Raw genomic sequence first — 21056 nt, 5'->3', positions numbered from 1 at the left:
ATGATTTTTACGCAATCAAGTCGGCTAAGTCGGCTTGATTTTCTATTATAAACGCCGCGAAAAGGCTGTTTGCCCACGAAAACCACGGGCGGGTGAAGCGGCTCGGGTCGTCTTTGTCAAAACCCTCGTGCATGAAGAACGTGCCCGCGTGGGTTGCTCTCAGCGCGGAAAGAATTTCGCGCTTTTCCTCTTTGGTTCGGGCGGTGAGCCCTTGCAAAAGCAAGCCTATGTGCCATATGTAGCCTTTGGGAGTGTGCGGACTGCCCAAACCCGAAGCGCACTTGCCCTTGAAATAATAGGGGTTTTGTTCGCTCAAAATAAACTTGCGGGTGTTTAAGTATACGGGGTCGTCGAGCTTGCAGTATCCTATATACGGCAAACTTAAAAGGCTCGGCACGTTGGCGTCGTCCATGAGCAGATTGTTGCCCTTGCCGTCCGTTTCGTACACGTACATTTTGCCGAAATCGGGGTGATTTACCGTGCCGAAGCGGGTTACTCCGCCGTCTATTTCGTCGGCGAGCGAAACGCACCGTTTTGCTACGGCGGCGGGCACTATGTTTTTGCCCAAAGCGGCAACTCCGCGTAGCGTAACCACCGCAAACATGTTGGAGGGAACGAGGTAGTTGTATACGCACCTGTCGTCGGAGGGGCGGAACGCCGACCAGGTCATGCCCGTGTACGGAATTTCGTCGCCCTTGCCGTTGTTGGGGAGAGTGTCTTGCGCGTATTCGCCCTCGCGTATAAACGAATAATCGGAGCGTTCGTTGTGGCGCTGTTCCGTTTCGAATACCTCGAGCACCGTGTTCAGTGCCTTAATAAACGGTTCGCCGAGCGGCTCGGAGTCTTTGGTTTCGTTGTAGTAGCGGCAGGCGAGCCACAGCGGATAGCAAAGGGAGTCTATCTCGTATTTGCGTTCCCACACCCAATCGTTTTGCTTGGTTTTGTCTTTGTGCCCGTGCCCGTTGGCGGTTTTGTTGAACGCATTGGCGTAGGGGTCGAGCAGTATGTAACGGAATTGTCTTTTGAGTAATCCCGAAAACATGGCGCGTATTTCTTTGTATTCTTTGGCGAGATTTAAGTAGGGAATAAGCTGTGCGGAACTGTCGCGCAACCACATTGCGGGTATGTCGCCCGTGAAAACGTAGGTGTCGCCTTCCTCGGGAAATTCAACGGTGGTTTCTATAGTGTTCATAAAGCAGGAGCGAAAGAGCTTTTCCACGTCGCCGTGCGGCAACCGCTTTTCGCAGAATTCATCGAGCCATGTTTTCATAATTTCCATAACATTTCACCTCAAATGTAATACAAATGTAATGCTTTTTGTAAGCTATGTCATTATTTTATCATAGATTTCGGGCTTTGTCTACCCTAAAATCCAAAAAAACTGCACAAAATTTTCAAAAATCTTATTGACAACTGCACAATTATATGATATTATGTTGACATAGGGCTAAATGTAATAAATAATGTTATATTGTTTTATTACAAATACCCGAAAAATTATAGAAACGGAGGAAAGAGGGACAATGAAGAGAAAAATGCTTGTTACTGTGTTGATTGCGCTGGTAATGGCTCTCGGGCTGTCCGGCGCGGCAGTGGCGTATGCGACGGGGGGGGGACTCTTAGCAAATGAAACGGAGTCGGAGACTCCCGCCGCAATTACTTTTAACGAACACGAGAATAAGTTTTACGCATTGCCGAAAGGTAAAGGTTGGAACGACCTTAAAACGGCGTATGAAAATGCGATAAACTCGATAAATCTGGAAATCAAAAAGATAAAAGACGAAAACGGAGATTTGACCGAAGCGGTAAAGAGCGGCAGAATTCCGTTTTATTCGAAAGAAAACGACGGCTATCTTACAACCTCGAATTTCGAGGGAGAATGCAAATACGGCGAAAAATGGGTAAATGAAAATATAGTGCAAGACGCTTTGCCCGTTTACCGCCTAACCGAAGGCTTTGTGCCGAGTTTCAGAACCGAAAAAGCCGCGCTTGTAGTATTCAACGCAAAGGCAACCGATACAACCGGTACCAACGGAGTGGTTTTCGTTACCGGTGATTTTGCCGTGAAATGGAGTTCCGAAAAAGGGAAACTCGGCTTGGCGAACGGCAATACGTTTAAGGTAGGAACTACGGTATATCAAAATTTCCAACGCGGTTATTTGAAGAAAGAGGGAGAAAACGCAGTTGAACTCGTGCAATACAAAAACGTGGACGCCGAGGGCAACGTGCAAGCCGCCGACCTTAACGCGTTGGGCTGGTTCGGCGCGAGCGGCGCGGTAGGCGGCGACAAGAACAAAATCGGCGCAACTACCGAAGGCGAGGTGAAAGAGTTCGCGGCTTATGCCTCCGCTTATTACGACGAATTGCGCAAAAGCGGTTACAATCCCGGATACCCGAGCAAAAACGAAGTGTATTTCGGAGCCGAACAAATTCGTCATACCTATAAGCTTACCAACTTTTATGCGGGCGACAGCGTTGCAAAGCCTTGGAGTGACAGCCGCGACAATTGGACGGCTATAGCTTTGAATGAAAATACGAAAAAACTGTTTTTATTCAAAAACGACTTTTTGAGCGCGATTGAAGCAAAGAGCGCGATTGAAGCGTTTGATAACAGCGGCAATTCTACCGGCAAGGGCGTAGGCAACCCTACGTCGAATGATTTTGCGGTGAACGCTCACAAAGCGCGTTACCAAGATTTCGAAGATGGATATATCAAGGTTAACAGACTTGTTCCCGAAAATAAACTCGGCGACGAATATTCGGTATCGCGTTCCAAAGACGAGGGTTATAAGCCGCTTAAAGAAATGCTTACCGAGGATTTCGGAAATTTCAAAAACGGCGAAGCAAAAACCGCATACGATAACGAGCGCACTTACACGGCGGAAACGTATGCGGCGTTTAAGACCGAATACGATAAAACGCTTGGCGCGGATAGCGGAGCAGAAGAAATCGCCGCCGCATACAATGCGCTTTACGATGCATTCAACGCACTCGAGGTGAGCGACCCTACCGCCGTTCTCGCAGCCGCGATAGAAAAGATAAACGCAATACCTTCAAACGATAATAAGATTTATACGGTTTCGAGCTATACCGCGTTTGCCGCCGCTAAAACACAAGCGTTGGCATTATCCGAAAGCTCGCATGAAGAAAAATTCGCAAAAATAGACGCCATAAACGCGGCTCTTGCGCTCTTGGTTAAATTCGAAGATATCGTACCGTCGGTTACTATAAGCAAGCACGCTTCGGAGTTCGTTGCCTCGCCAAACGGCAAAACTCTCGACGAAATGATAGCCGCATTCAATAATGCTATTAACGAAATAAACAAACAAATAGGCTATATTATGGACGGCCGCGAGCTTGCCGACGCCAAAGCCGATTTGGAAGCGGCGGTAAAGAACGGAACCATACCTTTCTATTCTAACGCGGGCGGATATATCCGCGCAGGCGGCAACACCTCCAACATAGACTCGTTCGGCGAAATATGGATGAGCGAAAACGCTCGCCAAAACGCGCTCATGGTTTACAGGCTCAACGACGGCGAGGGAACTGCGGGCGCTCAAATTCATGCTCGCGACTCGTTTGCGGCTTATATGGTGCTTAACGCCAAAGCAACCGACTTTACGGGTACTAACGGCGTAATATTCGTAACGGGCAATTTCGTTGCTCCTTGGAACCAAAAAACTTTGGGCATGCCCAACGCTAACGCGTTTACCGTAAACGGCGTGAAATATCAGAATTTCCAAAAGGGATATCTCAAAGTCACGGGCGAAGACGGCGCGGCTGTGGAGCTTGTTAAATACAAAAACGTGAAAGATGACGGAACGGAAGAAGCCGCGAACATGAACGTATCGGGTTGGTACGGAGCAATGGGCACCACGCTTCAAATTTGGGAAAACGGCAAGCAAGAAAAGAAAGTAGACAACTACAAAAACACTCTCAAATTCGAAACCGCCGCAGAGGCGCTTGCATTCTCAAAAGAGGCGTCGGCATACTACGACGGCGTAATAGCGAGCGGATATAACCTCGGCTACACTCTCGGCGACCTTAAAGACACAACCGTATTCCAAAGCGCGAAGATACGCGATAAGCTGTTGTATGTGGATAACTTTTATCACGGCGACAGCGCGGCTGTGCTTTGGGACGAAGCTCGCGACTATTGGACTATACTCGCATATAACAAAGAACTTAAAGAGTTCTTCATTATTAAAGACGAAATAATGTTCGCCATGGATAAAGGCGACAACGACAACGGCAACTACAACGGCATACTCGATTTGGGTTCGCCCACGAGCGACGCGTTTGCGGTAGGCGGTAACCGTTATCAAACCTTTGCAAACGGCTACGTTAAAGTAAACGGACTTATCGGCAAGAACGGTTGCGAGGGCGTAAGCGTGTTCAATAAATCCGCCGACGGCTACAAAGAACTCACGGCTCTTCTCTCCGAAGAATACGTTGCTTTCCGTTCAGGCGAAGCCAAAACCGCGCTCGATAAAGGAGCAAGCGAATTTGCGCTCGGGTTTACCGAATTTTCTGCGGCGTATAGCAGTTCGCCCGAAACCGCGCCTTCGGGTTTGGCAGCCGTAAAGGACGCTTACAACGCGCTCTACAACGCGTTTGCAAGGCTTATCACCGCGGAGGTTAAAGCCGCGTACAACGAAGCGCTTGTAAGCGTAAACGCAATAGTAGATAACGACAACCACAAATACTCGGCGGCAAGTTTTATAGAGTTCGAGCAGGCTAAGGCGGCGGCTTTGAAAATGGCGAGCGAAACTCAAAACGAAATGATTGCCAAAACTACCGCGCTCGAGGCGGCTCTTGAGTTGCTCGAGAGCACCGAAGACGCGTACAACGAGATTAAGGCGGAACTCGACCTCATAAAGAACGGCAACAACGGCGACAAGAAATACACCGATACGAGCTTTGCGGAGTTTGTTGCGGCGTATAACGCGGTGAGCGTTCCCGGCGCGGGCGACTACAAAGCTATGTATAATGCGGGCATTGACTACGGCAAAGCTATGGAACTGCTTGTGCTTCGCGAGCAGATGAGCGATATTTCGGCTCAAGGCAAAACCATAGAGATAGGCGAGAATTACACCGTGACGGTAACGGGCGGCAACGGCAACGGCGATATAACTATTGAGATAATATCGGGCGACGCCGTGACCGTAAGCGGCAACGTGGTTACCGCCGTTAAAGCGGGCTCTGTAAAACTCAAGATAACCAAAGCGGGCGGAAATTCGTATTTCGACAAGTCGATAGAAATTACGGTTACGGTGGAAAAACTCACTCCCGCCGCTCCCGCTTCTCCCGAAATAGAAAAAGTAACGGCAAACAGCATAACCGTTAAGGCGATAGAGGGTGCGGAATACCGCCTCGGCGCAACCGGCGCATGGCAAAAGAGCAACGTGTTCGAGGGGCTTACCGCCTCCACCGATTACACGGTATACGTGCGCTTTGCCGAAACCGACGAGCACAATGCTTCGGGCATGGTAAGCGTGAGCGCGACCACCTCGGCGGGCGAAGAAGGTTGCGGCTGCGGTTCGACTGCCGCCGCGGATATGCTTATAGTAGCGGTTGTTTTAACGGCGGTTGCGGGCGCACTGCTCGTAATCCGTAAAAAGAGAGCTTAAAAGGAGAGGCATATGAAAAAGAGAGGACTCATAAAGAGAATATTGCTTGCGGCTTTATCTGCGGCAATGGCGTTTACCTGCTTTGCGGGTATGGCGGGCTGTACGCTTTTCGGAGCGGGCGGCGGAGAAGGCGAAATCACGATATGGGCGGGCACCTACTGGGGCGGCGACAACAAGCCCATACTTGACGCAATGGTGGAAAAGTACAACGATTACGCTCGCTTAAACGGCAAGCCGTTGGCTAAAAAGCCCGAAATTCAGCAGGATATGCGAGCCAACATGACTACGGGCGCGATAAGCGGCAGAATAGCCGACGTTATAATTTGGGACCGTTGGGAGAGTTTGCGCCTTGCAAATCAGGAAGTGTTCCTTGCGTTAGACGACAGACTCACCGCGGCGGGGCACACCGCCGACGAGTTCAATACGGCGGCAATGAACGAAACCAAATATAACGGAAAGCACTACGGCTTGCCGCTCGACCTCGACACCTGGGGACTGTTCGTTAATCGCAACGTATATCTCAACTGGGCGAAATCGGTTACCGACCAAAACACTCTTAAGTGGCTCGTAAACGAGGGCAAGACCGACGAAAGCACGGTGGGAGAGGAGAACAGCAAGTTCAACTATCCCGAAGATTGGAACGAGTTCCACACCGCCGCGCTCGGTTGCACCGACAAGAACCCCGACGGCAGCATACGCAATCGCGCGGGAATGTCGGTAGACGCGGAGTTTGTGGCGTGGGTTTCCACCGCGGGCGGAGAAGTAGCCGACGCAGAGGCGGGCAAAGTGTTGCTTCACTCAAACACCCTCATACCGGGCGACCCTCTCGGCAGAACTTACCGTCAGGCAACGGAGAGCGTTCTTCAGCATCTCGACAGACTCATTTATCAAGACACCGACACTCCCGAGGAAAAGAAAGACGCCGTAACGAGCTTTACCTTTATGAGCAATGCCGGCACGGTAGACCATTTCCTTACCGAAAAAGTTGCGTTCAAAACCAACTCCATACTTAACGGCATGACCACGTACAACAAGTACAAGACCGATACTTTCAATTTCGATTTCATACCTTTCCCGTCCGCGCCCGGACTCGATAAGCGCGGCGGCATGCTCGGCGGCTACAGCATGGCTATTCCTCAGCGCGCCCCGCACATAGACGCGGCTTGGGAGCTTATGGAGTGGTGGATACTCAACGACGACAACTACAAAATGTGGTCGGAGATGTCCAACCTTATCCCCGCGCGTACCTCGGTAATGGAAACGGTACGCGCCGACGAGGAGCACATGAACGCCGCGCCTTACCTTAAAACGGCAATAGACTGCATAGGCAACTACAAAACCCGTCCGCCGCACATTGCTTACAGCTTATACGAAAGCAACGTGCAGTCGCCCTCGCTCGACGTATATCTGCGCAGACAGACGCAAGGCGCGTCGGGAGAAGCAACGTCGTTCCACATGAACGAGTTCTTCAAAAAGATAGAGCGCGACAGTGACCTCGCGCATTTCCTCGGAGTGCAATAAAAAACCATTACAAATACAAAAGGAGGACTCATGAACGCCTACGGATTGCTCTTGCGCGGCAAAAAGAAGATGACCAAGGCGGAGAAACGAAAAACGCTTATAGGGTGGTGTTTCGTGTTTCCCGCGGTAGTGCTCTTTTTCTGCTTCATATTTCTGCCTATCGTGATATCCATAGTAACGAGTTTTTCGGACTTTAACGGCATAAACAAATACGCGCCCTGGGGTATTCACAACTACGTGGAAATCTTCACCCGCGATATTTCGAGGTTCAAAAAATCGCTATTAAACCTCGGCATATACGTTATTTTGTACGTTCCGCTCAACGTAATGCTCAGCATGGGGCTTGCTCTTTTGGTTGCAAAAAAGACGAGGGGCAACAAATACGTGCGCATGGCGTTTTATATTCCGTCGCTTACGAGCGGCATTGCCGTAGCTTCGGTGTGGGCGTGGATGTTAAACGGCGAGTCGGGCATTATAAACATTGCTTTAAGGGCTATAGGTTTGCCGGGCGTGAACTGGCTCAACTCGCCGGCTACCGCCATGATAACGGTGGTGATTGTGGGGCTTTGGAACGGTTGCGGCGCAAACATGGTGCTCTATATAGCGGCGATTCAGGGCATAAATTCTTCGCTACTCGAGGCCGCCAAAATAGAGGGCGCAAACTCGTTTAAGATAACGCTTAAAATAGTTATACCGCTTCTTCGTCCCATAACTTACTTTGTGCTCACCACCGTGTTTATAGGCGCGTTTCAGCTTTACGACACCGTTATAATGCTGTTCCCGACCGGCGGACCGCAGAACAGTGCGCTCACTCCCATTATGTCTATAAACAACGCCATAAACAGCGCGTTTTTGTACGGCAGAGCTTCGGCTATGAGCGTTATACTCCTTATAATAGTGTCCGTGCTCACGTTCGTATTGCAAAAACTCAACAAGGAGACTTACTGACATGGTAACGAACGCGTTGGGAATACCCTTAAATAAGCCGAACAAAAAGATAAAGCCGCTTCGCGTGGTTCAAATAGTTTTGATTGTGCTGTGGCTGTTTATCGCTCTGTTTCCGTTCTATTGGTCTATAGTAACCTCGCTTAAGCCGCTTAACGAAATCATGGAATTTTCGCTGTGGCCCAAAAAGCCGTCGTTACTCAACTACAAAGAAGCCCTTCTCAATCCCGATTTGGCGGAGTCGCTTTTTAACACCGTGTTCATAACCGTGGTGGGTATGGCTATAAACATTTTGGTGTCGCTCCTCGCGGGCTACGCGTTTGCCAAAATCAAATTCAAGGGAAGCCGAGTGCTGTTCCGCATTATGCAAACCTCTATGATGTTGCCGTTCGCGGTAATGTTCATACCCACGTATATCGTGCTTGCTCGCTTTCCGCTAATCGGCGGCAACAACCTGTTCGGGCAGGGCGGATTCGGCTTTGTGGGCGTGAACACGCAGTTCTTCGGCATAATTCTGCCGTCTTGCATAAGCGTATACAACATATTCTTCATTCGTCAGTTTTTCCTCACTCTTTCCGACGAGCTCGGCGAGAGCGCGCGCATAGACGGCGCGGGCGAACTCAGGATTTTCGGGCAAATATATCTTCCCATGATGACGCCCGCCGTGGCCACTCTTGCCATATTCGCGTTTCAGGCGGGTTGGAACAACTACTTTTGGCCGTACATTTTGGGACAGGGCAGTTTCAAAATCCTTACCATTGCTTTGCGGCAGTATTACACCGCCGTTGCTCCCGAGCACGGAGTTGCCATGGCGTTCAACCTGCTTATAACTCTTCCCATGATAGTGTTCTTTATAGTGTTTCAACGGTACTTTATGAGCGGTCTTTCCGCAGGTGCCGTAAAGGAGTGAAAGAAAGTGAAACAAAACGTAATGAAAAGAAAGTATACTTTTATTGCGCTCGTTGCGGTTGCGCTGTTTGCGTGCGTTGCGGTTGCGCTGTCGTCGCCCGCCACGGCTTTTGCCGCCGATAGCAAATTCGACGAAGCGGTATACCAAAACGTAGGCGTGGTGAAAGACTCGAACAAAATTCCCGCGTTCTTAAAGGCGGATACCGCCGCGCCCGCAAAGGCGGAAGAGCGCATGAAACTCGCCTACAAAGAAATGACCGAAGCGGGCTTCGATATGGGCACGATATGCACCGACGAAGCGGGCGGCGGCATACGCGAGTGGCAGAACTTCGCCGTTCAGGAATTTAGGGGCGGCGACCAAAAAGCCAACCTTTGGGGCAGAGAGCACGGCTATATCATTTGCGGCACGGTTGCCGACGGCATAGGCGCGGGCTGTATCGTAAACAACATGATGCTTCGCTGGACGGAGAACACGGGCACGTGGGGTTATCCCATAGGCAATCAGTTCACGCTGGGCACGGGAAGCAAGATATACCAAAACTTTATAAACGGCTACGCAACGCTCAGCGGCAACACGGCCACTTTCAAGGAAAGCAAGTTTCTCAACAAAGGAACGGGCAAGGAAGAAGCCACGCCCGTAGCGGCGGTTGAGGTGGGGCGCACGAGCGGCGAAATGCCTGCCTGGGCGGAAGGGAAATCCGAGCAGATAAAGAAGGCGTTTGCAGATGCGGTGGAAAAGATTGAAAACACCGACGCGGTGAAAGAAGGCGGCTTCGATATGGGCGCGGCTTTCGATACCGCCACGCTTTGGATGCCCGAAAATCTTGCCGTTACTCAGCCTTTTACGGGCGGCGACCACAGCGGCAATCCCTACGGCTGGCGTACTCAGGGCAGGCTCATGCTCTCCGACGCCGACGCAGTGGCGTTTCCGCTCCTCGGCGCAAATCTCACGCGCTGGGCGGCTCTCAACGGTTTCAGGGGAGTAGGTTATCCGCTTAGTTATCCGTTTAAGTTGGGCGACTCGGAATATCAGATATTCTCCAAAGCCTACTTTGTTACCGACGAACTCGGCTATATAGAGAACGTGCGCTTATATGCGGGAGTAATGAATTTTGCCGATAAATCTTCGGTGCCCGCAGAGGCGGGAGCGGCTCTCGCGCAGTCAAACTTTATGGAGGTTTACAAAAACCACAACAATACGGGCGCGAACTTCGGCATACCCGACGACTACATGAAATTTGCGAGCGGCGCGTTTACGCAGTCGTTCACCGCGCCGAACGGCACAACCAACTATCTCGTGCAAAAGAGCGGCGACGCGCCCTGCGTTAAGGTTACGGGTGCTGCCGCGAAAACTTTCGGCGAGCTCGGCATAGGCGTTACGGGCACGCCCAAATCCAACGCTTTCACGGTGGGAGAGGGCGTATATCAGAACTTTGCGAAAGGGTACGTAAAGCCCGACGGCTCGTGGGTTGCGGGTAAAAATATCTCGCCCGACGGCAACGAGGTTAAGGCGGGAGCGTTCGTTCCTCACGCCGATACGGGCGTGCTCGGAGAGGGCGTAACGAGCTACTCCTCGTCGGTGAAAGACGAATTCATAACCAAAGTGCTCGAACTCAACGAGCTCGGAACTTACTGCTACGAGCCCGCCGGCAAGGTGCGCGAAGAAGAGGGGTGCGCCGTTCAGGAATTCGTAAACACGGCGTCTGCGTCTAAGGGCAGAATGGCGCTCGTAAAAACGAGCAGGAGCTCGCCCGTGTACGTTATCTCCGACGTGTTCTACAATCTCTACGAGCAAATGAACGGTTTCAGGGGCGTAATGCCGCCTCCCGCGGGCGATAGGTTCTTCTTCGGCGGACGTATCTATCAGAATTTCAAAACGGGCTACGCCACCGTGGATAGCTCCAACACCGTGTCTTTGGTGTTCGGACAAAACGTGTCCGCAGACGGAGTTTACACCGACGTAGGCACCGGCGCGGAAATTAGTCCCGTGCCCGACGACGTGGGCAAATTCGGCGATATCAATCGTATTCCCATAAATATGCGAAACAGCGAAGAGCAGATACGCGCGGCGTTCGTTGCCGAATACGCGCGACTCATGAAAGAGGGTTTTTATCCCGGCGAAACCGACAACGAGCTTGTGCACCAGTGGGCGCCGCAACCCAGCTACAGTTGGATTAACCAGACCTTTAAGAACGGCGACAGCACCGCCGAGGCGTTCGGCAACAACTCGGCTATGAAAATGTTTATGACCGATATCGAAAAAGGCGCGTTTTCGGTATACAGCGAAATGCTCGCCGCGTGGATGAAGCTCGGCAATCTCAACTCGGTGGGATATCCCGAAGGCAATCAGTTCGTATATAACGGCGATTTGTACCAAAACTTTACCAACGGGTACGTGCGTTGCCCCAACGGCATGAGCACGAGCGCGGAATTCGTTATGGGCGAAACGTTCGAGATACCCGCGCCGTCGGCGGAAAAAACCGCGGGTTGCGGCTCGTCGGTAGCGGGCGAGGCGAGCGGCTTGTTTGCAATCTCGCTTATAGCGCTGTGTTTTGCGGCGGCGATTGCCGTGCGCGGAAAAAAGGAGGCGTAACATGAAAAAGTTCACTAAGTTTTTGACTCTTTTGTTGGCTGTGCTCATGTGCTTTTGCGTAGGCGCGTGCGATAATAGCGGAGGCGAGAGCACCGCCGTTATCTACAAGGAAAATTTCCCCGACGATTTGGATAAAAGCTTTCTCATAACCGACAAGTCGCAGTTCCGTTACGACGTGACCGACGCCGGCGAACGCTCGCTCATACTGTTCGAGGAACTGAGAAAGGTTTACTACCGCGACGGCATGGCGTTCCCGTGGCGCGCGGGATATTACGACGACCGCTTGAGCAACAGCTTTTTGTGGGATTTCGGCGCGCTTCACTCCATGGCTAACGCCGTGCTCCGCGCCAACCCCGATAACGAAACGGCAAAATATTGGCTGGGCGAAATAAGCGACGACCTCGAAACTTATTACAACAGGTTCGACACCGAGCGCATCGCCGACAGGTCGTTTTGGAACAAAGACCTCGAAAACAACATGTTCAGCGAAGAGTTTATAGGCCTCGCCATGCGCATAATGCAGATAAAAGGAACTGTGGAGGCCGACGGCAAAATGCGTTACCGCATGCCCGTGCGCATCTACGGCTCCAACACCTCGGGCACCGACCCGTACTACGACGACAACGTGTGGGTGGTAATGTCTTTATTCGAGGCGGGCGAACAGCTCGGCAGACCCGAATATATACAGAGAGCCGAGGAGTGCATGATGTACGTTCTCAGCGGCTGGGACGACGCGGCGGGCGGCGGCTTGCGCTGGAAAGAGAGCCACGCAACCAAAAACACCTGCTCCAACGGTCCGGCGGCTATGGCTTGCATGATGTTCTATAACTACTACAAGTCGCTCACGCCCGAAAACGACGAGCAAAAAGCCCTTTACGAAGACAAGCAAAAGTTCTACTTGCAGTTTGCAAAGTATATTTACGAGTGGACGAAATCGGTGCTTATGGACACGTCCGACGGTACTTACGGCGACAATATCGAGCTTAAGGGCGACGGCTCTTACACCGTGAACATGGGCAAGCTCACCTACACCACTGGCACTATGCTTTCGGCGGCGATACGCATTTACGAAGCCACGCTCGAACCCGAGTACAAAGCCGACGCCGACAAGACCATACGCGGCGCGTATCAAACTTTTGTGTCGCGCGATAGGTTTTACGCGCCCGGCATAGACCTGTATCCCGATTCCGACGGGTGGTTTAACGTGTATCTCGTGCAGGGATATCTCGATTACGCCCGCGTGTTCGGCAACGACGCGTATCTCAGGAAAATGCGCGACGTTATGGACTTTGCCTACAAAAACGCACGCAACTACTACGGACTCATACAAAACGACTGGAGCGGCAGAGACAACTCGCCCGACGCGCACTACAACTCGCAACAGCTCAGAAACGCCGCCGCGCCCATAGAGGTTACCGCTCTCGTAGACGCCTGGTTCGACGCTCACCCGTCGGAAGGGTAACAAACGGAGGAAAAATCGAATGTTACACACAAACCGCGAACTTGCGGGCGAACTCATAGACTCCATAAAAGACAAGTTTTGGGATAAGGGCGAAGACTTTCTGCTCGAAATGTATCCGCCCAAGCCCGGAGTGGAAAAGTATTCGTTTTTGTGGGGATACGGCGCACTTTGCACCATGCTCGCCACATACGAAAAATGTACGCGCGATAAATCGCGTTTGCGCTTTTTGCAAAAGGCTCTCGAAAAGTTGGAGCTTTACAAATCGGAGAGCGGCGGTTACGTTCATTACAATTCGCACCCCGACTGCTTCGGGGCGGGCGAGCCGTATTACGACGACAACGCCTGGGTGGTGCTCGCGCTTTTGGACGTGTACGAACTGAAAAAGACCGAGAAGTATCTTACCCGCGCTAAAGAGGTGACCGAATATCTATACTCGGGTTGGAGCGAAAGCATAGGCGGCATAAGGTGGAAAGAGTTCGACTGCGACACCTCCAACACCTGCTCTTGCGGACCTACTATTGTTGCGAGCTGTAAGTTGTATAAGTTTACGGGCGACGAAAAATATTTGCGGTGGGCGGAAAAGATATACGAATGGACTCGCGAAAAGCTCGAGGACTCCGACGGCACGTTTTTCGATAAGATGTTCGAAACGGGCGAAACAGACAAGAGCAAATACACCTACAACACCGGCACGATGATATGGAGCGGCGCGTTGATGCACGGCATTACGGGCAAGGAGAGCTATCTCGAAAACGCCCGCCGTTCGGCACGCGGAGCAATGGACGCGTTTGTGCGCACCGAAATGCACGGCAAAAAGATACTGCCGCCCACGCCTTGGTTTAACGTGTATTTGTTGCAAGGTCTGCTCGCGCTCAACGAGTACGAAGACGTTACCGATTATATTTCTATCATAGACAACATATTGCACGGAGCGGCTTATTCGGGACGCACCGGCGAAAATTTCTATTATCCCGAGTGGAACAACGGCGACTACACGAGCGGCAAATACTATCACCAAGGGCTTGACAACATTGGCACGGCGGAGTGTTTTTCGTTGCTCATACCTTACGAGGACAAAAAACGCGCGGCTCGAAATTCCGCGTAAAACGAGAGAAAGACCGTTTTTGCAAACGGTCTTTTTTTGTACGCAATTGTATTGACTTTACTTTATGCTAAGAGTATAATGTGAGTTATGGGAGAGCTTTTTATTATGGAGCATAAAAGAGAATACGAAACATACGAGCGCGTAGGCGTGGAAAGCCCGCGCAGCTATTACATACCTTTTTCGCAGTCGCAGGACTTTGCGTTTAAGCACGGGATTTTAGACAGGGGCGCGAGCGAAAGGTTCGTTTCTCTCGACGGCGAGTGGCAGATAAAGGCGCACGCCGATATATCGCAAGCGGAGCTCGGCGAAAAGCTCACCGATAAAATTCCCGTGCCGAGTTGCGTTCAGATGCACGGGTACGATAAGATACAGTACATAAACACGCGCTATCCGTTGCCCGTCGACCCGCCGTACGTTCGCGTGAAAAATCCGACTTTTCATTATCGACGCACTTTCACGCTTGAAGATTTGTCGCAAAAATATTACCTTAATTTCGAGGGCGTAGACAGTTTCTTTTATGTGTACGTAAACGGCGAAAGAGCGGGATACAGCCAAATTTCGCATGCAACGAGCGAGTTCGATATAACCGAATTCGTGCGCGAGGGCGAAAACGTGCTCGACGTAATCGTTGTCAAGTGGAGCGCGGCAACCTATCTCGAGTGTCAAGACAAATTCCGTTTTACGGGCATATTCCGCAGCGTGTATCTGCTCGTGCGCCCGCAAAAGCATATTCGCGACTTTAAGACCGAAACCGCGATAAAAGGCGGCTCGGGCGTGCTCACCGTAACCAACTTGGGAAACGTGTCGTTCTCGGCGCATTTCGAGGGCGAGCGGAAAGAGATTTCGGCGGGCATGGCTGCAAAGTTCGAGGTGGAGAACGTAAAGTTATGGACGGCGGAAACGCCCGAGCTATACAACCTCGTGCTCTCCTCGGGCGGCGAAAAGATACTCATGCGCGTCGGCTTTCGCACGAGCAAAATAGAGAACGGAATATACAAAATAAATGGCAAGCACGTTAAACTGAAGGGCGTGAACCGCCACGAGTTCAGTCCTCTTGCGGGCGCAACGGTAACTCTCGAGGAAACGATACGCGACCTCGAGCTTATGAAATACGCCAACGTGAACGCGATACGCACATGCCATTATCCCGACAGCCCCGAGTTTTACGACCTTTGCGACAGCATGGGATTTTACGTAATGGACGAGGCGGACGTGGAAACGCACGGCATGGCGGAGCGGCACTGCAACAAAGACGCGTTGCGCAGTTGGCAGGATTTCGCCGACAGCGGCATAGCGGACAGGGGAGTGCGCGACAGGGAAATAACCATGTACGAGCGCGACAAAAACCGCGCCTGCGTTATGATATGGTCGCTCGGCAACGAGTCGAACTACGGCAAGATGTTTCACGAGGGCGCGGATTACATACATGCCCGCGATTCCCGCCCGATACATTACGAGGGCATATGCTGTATGGCGGACAAAGCGGATTTTTACACAAGCCGCATAGATATGTTTTCGCGCATGTACCCGCACCCCGACGAGATGATAAAATACTTGCAAGACGGGAAGGAAACCCGACCGCTCGTGCTTTGCGAGTACACGCACGCCATGGGCAACAGCAACGGCGATATAAACGACTACTGGAACATAATCGATTCGTCGGACCGTTTTGTGGGCGCGTTCGTGTGGGAATGGCGCGACCACGCTATAAAGACGGATAAAGGCTACCTGTACGGCGGCGATTTCGGCGAGAACGAGCACGACGGGAACTTTTGCGTAGACGGCTTGTTAAATCCCGATTTTACGCCCAAGAGCGGATTTGCGGAAATGCGGGCGGTATACGGCGGCAAGCGCGAAAAAGAGTTGGTTTTGCCCGAGTGCGAGCCGTTTGAAAAACTTTCGCACGATAGCCCGATTAAGTGCGCTGTGGGCGAAAACGGCGAACTGCTTTCGGCGGGTAATTTGAAATTCGCCGAGCCGCTCAAAGTGAACATTTTCCGCGCGTATACGGACAACGACAGGAACGTGCAAAACGAGTGGAAAAGATACGACGACGCCGAGCAGATAGCGTACGAAACGGAGCAAATCGACAACCGCGTTAAAATAACGGGCAAAATGGCTCGCGCCTGCCTTGCTCCCGTTTTGGATTTTACGCTCACGTATACTTTTTACAACAACGCCGTAGACGTGGAGTTACAATATAAAGCGGCGGACTACGTTACCTATCTTCCGAGAATAGGCGTATCGTTCGCTCTGCCCGCCAAAAAGGCGGAAAAGTTTTCGTACAAGGGCTTTGGTCCGTACGAAAGCTATATAGACAAACACCTTGCGAGCGAGTACGGCGAGTATGCCTCTTCCGCCGCAAAGGAATATTTCCGTTACGTTAAGCCGCAGGAGAGCGGCAGTCACTTTGCGAGCACTCGGGTTAATTTCGACGGCGGCATAGAGATAACCGCGGAAAAGCCGTTTTCGTTCTCCGTGCTTCCGTATTCGGCGCACGCGCTTGCAAACGCGGCGCACGATTTCGAGCTTAAAGAGGACTCAAGCGTATACGTAAGCCTCGATATAGCCATGAGCGGGGTGGGCACGAACTCCTGCGGACCCGAACTCGCGCAAAAGTACCGTGCGCCCAAAGAGGGCAAAAACACCTTCCGCATTAAACTAATATAAGTTTAAGGCAGTTGTTTTTTCGAGGCTTTTCGGTTGAATACTATGTTGGTTACCGATAGGGAAAGGGGTATGAACCCCGCTACGAAAAAGCCGAAAAGGTATTCTTGCATAATACCGTGCGCGATAATTCTCAATATGTTGATAATAAACGGATAAATCGAAAACGCGCAAATCAGCACGCTTATTACAAACGAGAGGGCGAGCGAATTTTCGATTTTATTATTATGCGAGCGTTTTATAAGCGCAATTCCGCTGCATATGTATCCCGTTGCGATAAGCCCGGATATAATTGCGAAAAAGATATATACAAACATTAAAAATGGTTTGAGAAGAATAAAGATTAACGCCACAATCGCGAACGCGGTATCGTCGTTCATGTTCGACGAAAACAATCCCGTAAAGTAAAATATGAGAAAAACGGCGTACGTAATAAATATAGCCGCTACGGGCAAACACGTAACGCCCGCCGCTATAAAAGTTTTTTTGTATTTCTCCGTGTCGTAGTTTTTACTCATTCCGAAACTTGCGCGTCGAGTGAAAGTTTTACTTTTCCGAAAACAACGTCCGAGACCCATTCTAGCACAAGGCACTTGAAAAATATCGTAAGGCTGTCTTGAGTATATTCCAAAACGGTAAGTTCGCCAAAGTCGATTTCGTCGCTTTCAGCCGTATCCAAATCGCAAGAATATCCTTTTGCGGAGGAGAAAGTCAGTTTTTTATTTATAAAATCCTCTTCGGGCAAAGTCAAACACTTTCGGATTTCTTCCGTGAACGGACTGTCTTCGAAATAGCCTATGTTCAATTTGAAAAGATTGCTTTCGTAGTCGAGCACGTCGTCGTAGCCCTCCGGAGCGGAAATCAATTCGGTTCCGCAAACTTGCAAAGCGAGATGATTGCCTTTTACGCCGTTGAAATCTTTTTTTATCGCAAACTTGCCTTGAGCCGAAAATACTAGTTCTTCGTTCGCAAAAGCAACTTGATTAAGTTCTTTGCATTCGTCTGCATTTACGTTTGTATATAAAATCGAAAGATACGTATTCATAAAATCGTTTGCGGCTACGGTTTTGTCTCTTACGCCTTTTAGGAAATTTACGGTTGTTTCCGCTTTTTTCGTATAAGACCTGCAAAGAAAAGAAAAAACCAACGCGGTTATGAAAAACAATACGCATAACGCGACAAAAATGTATTGATACGGATATTTCAACCCAACGCCGAGTAGGGGAAGCGGCGTAAGGACGCCGAAGAGTACGGTAAGAGACTTAAAAGTTTTCAGTCGTTTTTCCAGAATGCGCAAATCCGTGTTTTCTTCCATTGCCATATTCCTTGCCGTTAAAATGCGAATAAAAAGTTAAAAACCTAACTCGAGCACTTTGTAAGCGGTTCGTTTTAGGTTTTAGGTGGTGGACGGGGATGGATTCGAACCATCGAAAGCTGAGCTGGCAGATTTACAGTCTGCTCCCTTTGGCCACTCGGGAACCCGTCCGCAGATATATGATTTTTTGCCGAATTGTTAAGTGGAGCCGGAGAAGGGACTTGAACCTTCAACCTACTGATTACAAGTCAGTTGCTCTACCGATTGAGCTACTCCGGCATACAAAAAAAGGAATTTGATATCCTTTTAATGGTGCCTCGAGACGGAATTGAACCATCGACACGAGGATTTTCAGTCCTCTGCTCTACCGACTGAGCTATCGAGGCAAAAAGTGGCGACTCGGAAGGGACTTGAACCCTCGACCTCTAGCGTGACAGGCTAGCGTTCTAACCATCTGAACTACCGAGCCGAATTTGGTGGGCCTTCAGGGACTTGAACCCCGGACAGGTCGGTTATGAGCCGACTGCTCTGACCAACTGAGCTAAAGGCCCAAAAAAGCTCATTTGCCAAAACTGACTTGTTTACTATACTACAAACCGAGAATTATGTCAAGAAAAAAACCGCCCATTTCGGAAAAAACCGCAAAAAAAATTTTCGAAAGATTTTCGACAAAATCAGCTTTGTTTATTCACGAATATGCAAAATGCTGTTTTCGCTTTTTGCTACAATGGTTAAGCGGCGTTAGGGGTTACGCCCAAAGAGGAGAACCGAAATGAAAGTAAGCCATAAAACCGTAAACAACACTTTGTATGTGGCTTTGTGCGGAGAGATAGACGAAAGCTGCGCCGCAGAGGTGCGCGCCAAACTCGACGCGCTGTTCGAAGAGGACGGATTGATTAAAGTGGTAATGGATTTTGCCGCGGTAACTTTTATGGACTCTACGGGCATAGGCATGCTCATAGGCAGATACAAAACGCTCAAAAAGAAGGGGATACCGCTGCTTATAAGTTCGCCCAAAAACGCGGTGGACAAGCTGCTGCTGCTTAGCGGCATATACGAAATAGTCCCCAAAATAAACGGTTAGGAGTTAAACGAGTATGGACAACTTCATGTCTTTGAAAATTAAAGCCGTAAGCGAAAACGAAGCGTTTGCGCGTAGCGCGGTGGCGGCGTTTTGCGTGGGAGCAAATCCCACCGTGGACAAACTCGACGACGTAAAAACCGCGGTAAGCGAAGCGGTAACAAACAGCATAGTGCACGGCTACGAAAACAATCCCGACGGAGTGGTGGAAATAACGGCGATTTTATCGGGAAGCACCATACATATCGAGGTGACGGACACGGGCGTGGGCATAGCCGATATAGAGCGTGCGCGTGCGCCGTTTTTCACCACCAAAGCCGACGAGGAGCGTTCGGGTATGGGCTTTACCGTTATGGAGTCTTACATGGACTCATTAAGCGTGGAGCCAAACGAACCGCGCGGGCTTACGGTGCGCATGAGCAAAGATTTCGCCGCCTCGAAAAAAGCGACGGAGTGATGCGGGATTGTTGGAACAAAGCGTTACCGAAGAACTGATAAGCAAGGCGCAAAACGGAAGCGAAGAAGCCAAAGCCGAACTTATCGCGGAGAATTCGCCGCTCATAAAGAGCGTGATACGCCGATTTAAGAACAAGGGCGTGGATTACGACGACTTGTATCAACTCGGGTGTATGGGATTTTTGAAAGCCATACGCAACTTTTCGGCGAGCTTCGGCGTTAAGTTTTCCACCTACGCCGTGCCCATGATAGCGGGCGAGGTGAAACGCTTTCTGCGCGACGACGGCTACATTAAGGTGTCGCGCTCCGTTAAGTCGCTCGCGGCTAAAATATCGTATTTTATAGAAACGTACAAAAACACCCACAGCGACAGCCCGAGCATAGACGAGATTGCCGCGGAGTTTGATATAGAGCCGCAAGAGGCCGTGTTCGCGCTCGACTCCGCAAAATTTCCCGTGTCGCTCTACGAGCAGTCGGACGACGACCGCAACCGCTCGCTCATGGATAAAATCGCCTCCAAAGAAACGGTGGAGGACAACCTCGACCGCCTTGTGCTCAAAGACGCCATAGAGAGCCTCGACGAGCGGGAGAAGAAGATTATAATACTGCGCTACTACCGCGACAAAACTCAAAGCGAGGTTGCCCGCGTGCTCAAAGTTTCGCAGGTGCAGGTTTCCCGACTCGAAAACAAAATTATAGAAAAACTCAAAACCGCTTTCGGAAAATGAAAAGAAGTCGCGTGCTTTTGCGACTCCTTTTTGCTTTGCGGCAGAGTTTTTTGTTATTATATTTTGAGTTGCACGAAGCCTTGCTTTGCGCCGCAGAGCGGACACGTCTTCCAGGCTTCGGGGAGAGTGTCCGAATGTCCGCAGTCGGAGCACTGCCATTTGGCGGGCTTGGGCGCACGGTAAAGCGTGCCTTCTTTGAGGGCGCAGTGCAGTTTTTTGAAAATTGCGGCGTGTCCCTTTTCCACGCGTGCGGCAAGCTCGAAGCGTTCGGCTATTTCGGGGAAGCCCTCTTCACGCGCGGTTTTGGCAAAGGCGGGATAAACGGAGTTTGCTTCGCTCAGTTCCTGCTCCATGCTGAACTTGAGCGCGTTTTCGAGATTTGTTCCCTCGAACGGAAAGCCCGCGTCTATCTGCACGTTGTTTACGTTGCCCAGCCTGTCGGTTATCATGGTGTAAAAGGCTTTGGCGTGGGCTACTTCGTTTTTGGCAAGCACCTTAATTTCGTTTGCCATTGCCTGATAGCCCTGCGCTTGGCACATATCCACAATGAGCTGATACCTAAGCCCCGCCTGCGATTCCGCGGCGAAACTTCTCGCGAGATTGCGCACCGTTTGCGACTTTTTGAAATCCATAGTTATATAAAA

15 protein-coding genes and 5 tRNA genes are annotated in these 21056 nt (G+C 50.7%); 11 read left to right on the top strand and 9 right to left on the bottom strand.

Annotation, left to right across the window (positions count from 1 at the left end; genetic code table 11):
- Positions 1-7: 7 nt before the first annotated feature.
- On the bottom strand, positions 8-1279 hold the full coding sequence (locus NFR55_RS06505) for a glycoside hydrolase family 125 protein (protein WP_251547458.1): 1272 nt from the start codon (positions 1277-1279) through the stop codon (positions 8-10).
- A 244-nt stretch (positions 1280-1523) separates the two neighbouring features.
- On the opposite strand from NFR55_RS06505, the gene NFR55_RS06500 reads away from it, so the two are divergent.
- From NFR55_RS06500 to NFR55_RS06465, 8 genes are all read left to right on the top strand, one after another.
- Entirely contained in the window at positions 1524-5630 is a 4107-nt protein-coding gene (locus NFR55_RS06500; protein ID WP_251547456.1) for a hypothetical protein, read from the top strand.
- A gap of 12 nt (positions 5631-5642) precedes the next feature.
- Positions 5643-7151, top strand: coding sequence for an extracellular solute-binding protein (locus tag NFR55_RS06495; protein ID WP_251547454.1), 1509 nt, complete (start codon positions 5643-5645; stop codon positions 7149-7151).
- Positions 7152-7181: 30 nt separating this feature from the next.
- Complete coding sequence (locus NFR55_RS06490; RefSeq protein ID WP_251547452.1) at positions 7182-8099, top strand: carbohydrate ABC transporter permease; 918 nt, start codon at positions 7182-7184, stop codon at positions 8097-8099.
- Position 8100: 1 nt separating this feature from the next.
- Entirely contained in the window at positions 8101-9006 is a 906-nt protein-coding gene (locus NFR55_RS06485) for a carbohydrate ABC transporter permease (RefSeq protein ID WP_251547450.1), read from the top strand.
- 6 nt (positions 9007-9012) lie between these two features.
- A complete protein-coding gene (locus NFR55_RS06480) occupies positions 9013-11598 on the top strand; it encodes an LGFP repeat-containing protein (RefSeq protein WP_251547448.1) in 2586 nt (861 codons plus the stop codon).
- Position 11599: 1 nt separating this feature from the next.
- Complete coding sequence (locus NFR55_RS06475) at positions 11600-13060, top strand: glycoside hydrolase family 76 protein (RefSeq protein WP_251547446.1); 1461 nt, start codon at positions 11600-11602, stop codon at positions 13058-13060.
- Between the two features lie 19 nt (positions 13061-13079).
- Positions 13080-14165, top strand: coding sequence for a glycoside hydrolase family 76 protein (locus tag NFR55_RS06470; protein ID WP_251547444.1), 1086 nt, complete (start codon positions 13080-13082; stop codon positions 14163-14165).
- A 105-nt stretch (positions 14166-14270) separates the two neighbouring features.
- Positions 14271-16835 (top strand): glycoside hydrolase family 2 TIM barrel-domain containing protein, encoded by a 2565-nt coding sequence (locus NFR55_RS06465; protein ID WP_251547442.1) that lies wholly within the window; start codon positions 14271-14273, stop codon positions 16833-16835.
- A gap of 2 nt (positions 16836-16837) precedes the next feature.
- Here the strand turns inward: NFR55_RS06465 and NFR55_RS06460 are convergent, their stop codons facing one another.
- The 7 genes from NFR55_RS06460 to NFR55_RS06430 form a co-directional block, all read right to left on the bottom strand.
- Positions 16838-17350 (bottom strand): hypothetical protein, encoded by a 513-nt coding sequence (locus tag NFR55_RS06460; protein WP_251547440.1) that lies wholly within the window; start codon positions 17348-17350, stop codon positions 16838-16840.
- Entirely contained in the window at positions 17347-18147 is an 801-nt protein-coding gene (locus tag NFR55_RS06455; protein ID WP_251547438.1) for a hypothetical protein, read from the bottom strand. Before NFR55_RS06455 ends, NFR55_RS06460 begins: the two co-directional genes overlap by 4 nt.
- 86 nt (positions 18148-18233) lie before the next feature.
- Positions 18234-18318, bottom strand: a tRNA-Tyr gene (locus NFR55_RS06450).
- Positions 18319-18350: 32 nt separating this feature from the next.
- Positions 18351-18426, bottom strand: a tRNA-Thr gene (locus NFR55_RS06445).
- 31 nt (positions 18427-18457) lie between these two features.
- Positions 18458-18533: transfer RNA gene (locus tag NFR55_RS06440), tRNA-Phe, on the bottom strand.
- Between the two features lie 6 nt (positions 18534-18539).
- A tRNA-Asp gene (locus NFR55_RS06435) sits at positions 18540-18616 on the bottom strand.
- 5 nt (positions 18617-18621) lie between these two features.
- Positions 18622-18698, bottom strand: a tRNA-Ile gene (locus tag NFR55_RS06430).
- A gap of 221 nt (positions 18699-18919) precedes the next feature.
- Between NFR55_RS06430 and NFR55_RS06425 the strand changes: the two genes are divergently transcribed.
- From NFR55_RS06425 to NFR55_RS06415, 3 genes are read left to right on the top strand one after another with little or no spacing between them, the layout of a single operon-like run.
- Positions 18920-19231: an STAS domain-containing protein gene (locus NFR55_RS06425; protein WP_251547436.1), complete on the top strand. Its 312-nt coding sequence runs from the start codon at positions 18920-18922 to the stop codon at positions 19229-19231.
- Positions 19232-19244: 13 nt separating this feature from the next.
- Positions 19245-19685 carry an anti-sigma F factor gene (gene spoIIAB, locus NFR55_RS06420; protein WP_251547434.1) on the top strand — a complete coding sequence of 147 codons (441 nt, stop codon included), beginning with the start codon at positions 19245-19247 and terminating at the stop codon, positions 19683-19685.
- A gap of 7 nt (positions 19686-19692) precedes the next feature.
- Positions 19693-20412, top strand: coding sequence for a SigB/SigF/SigG family RNA polymerase sigma factor (locus NFR55_RS06415; RefSeq protein ID WP_251547432.1), 720 nt, complete (start codon positions 19693-19695; stop codon positions 20410-20412).
- Positions 20413-20468: 56 nt separating this feature from the next.
- Here NFR55_RS06415 and NFR55_RS06410 read toward each other — a convergent pair whose 3' ends face one another.
- A complete protein-coding gene (locus NFR55_RS06410; RefSeq protein ID WP_251547430.1) occupies positions 20469-21044 on the bottom strand; it encodes a rubrerythrin family protein in 576 nt (191 codons plus the stop codon).
- Positions 21045-21056 lie beyond the last annotated feature (12 nt).

The organism is Pumilibacter intestinalis (assembly GCF_943193005.1).
In the GTDB taxonomy this organism is placed as follows: Bacteria; Bacillota; Clostridia; order Christensenellales; family Pumilibacteraceae; genus Pumilibacter; species Pumilibacter intestinalis.
The sequence above is the reverse complement of the archived record's forward strand: the minus strand, read 5'-3'. Positions and strand labels throughout refer to the sequence as shown.

Excerpts from the sequence above, each read along its gene's own strand:
- NFR55_RS06505 (WP_251547458.1), bottom strand. The coding sequence starts at position 1,279 with ATGGAAATTATGAAAACATGGCTCGATGAATTCTGCGAAAAGCGGTTG.
- NFR55_RS06500 (WP_251547456.1), top strand. The coding sequence starts at position 1,524 with ATGAAGAGAAAAATGCTTGTTACTGTGTTGATTGCGCTGGTAATGGCT.
- NFR55_RS06495 (WP_251547454.1), top strand. The coding sequence starts at position 5,643 with ATGAAAAAGAGAGGACTCATAAAGAGAATATTGCTTGCGGCTTTATCT.
- NFR55_RS06490 (WP_251547452.1), top strand. The coding sequence starts at position 7,182 with ATGAACGCCTACGGATTGCTCTTGCGCGGCAAAAAGAAGATGACCAAG.
- NFR55_RS06485 (WP_251547450.1), top strand. The coding sequence starts at position 8,101 with ATGGTAACGAACGCGTTGGGAATACCCTTAAATAAGCCGAACAAAAAG.
- NFR55_RS06475 (WP_251547446.1), top strand. The coding sequence starts at position 11,600 with ATGAAAAAGTTCACTAAGTTTTTGACTCTTTTGTTGGCTGTGCTCATG.
- NFR55_RS06470 (WP_251547444.1), top strand. The coding sequence starts at position 13,080 with ATGTTACACACAAACCGCGAACTTGCGGGCGAACTCATAGACTCCATA.
- NFR55_RS06465 (WP_251547442.1), top strand. The coding sequence starts at position 14,271 with ATGGAGCATAAAAGAGAATACGAAACATACGAGCGCGTAGGCGTGGAA.
- NFR55_RS06460 (WP_251547440.1), bottom strand. The coding sequence starts at position 17,350 with ATGAGTAAAAACTACGACACGGAGAAATACAAAAAAACTTTTATAGCG.
- NFR55_RS06455 (WP_251547438.1), bottom strand. The coding sequence starts at position 18,147 with ATGGAAGAAAACACGGATTTGCGCATTCTGGAAAAACGACTGAAAACT.
- NFR55_RS06425 (WP_251547436.1), top strand. The coding sequence starts at position 18,920 with ATGAAAGTAAGCCATAAAACCGTAAACAACACTTTGTATGTGGCTTTG.
- spoIIAB (WP_251547434.1), top strand. The coding sequence starts at position 19,245 with ATGGACAACTTCATGTCTTTGAAAATTAAAGCCGTAAGCGAAAACGAA.
- NFR55_RS06410 (WP_251547430.1), bottom strand. The coding sequence starts at position 21,044 with ATGGATTTCAAAAAGTCGCAAACGGTGCGCAATCTCGCGAGAAGTTTC.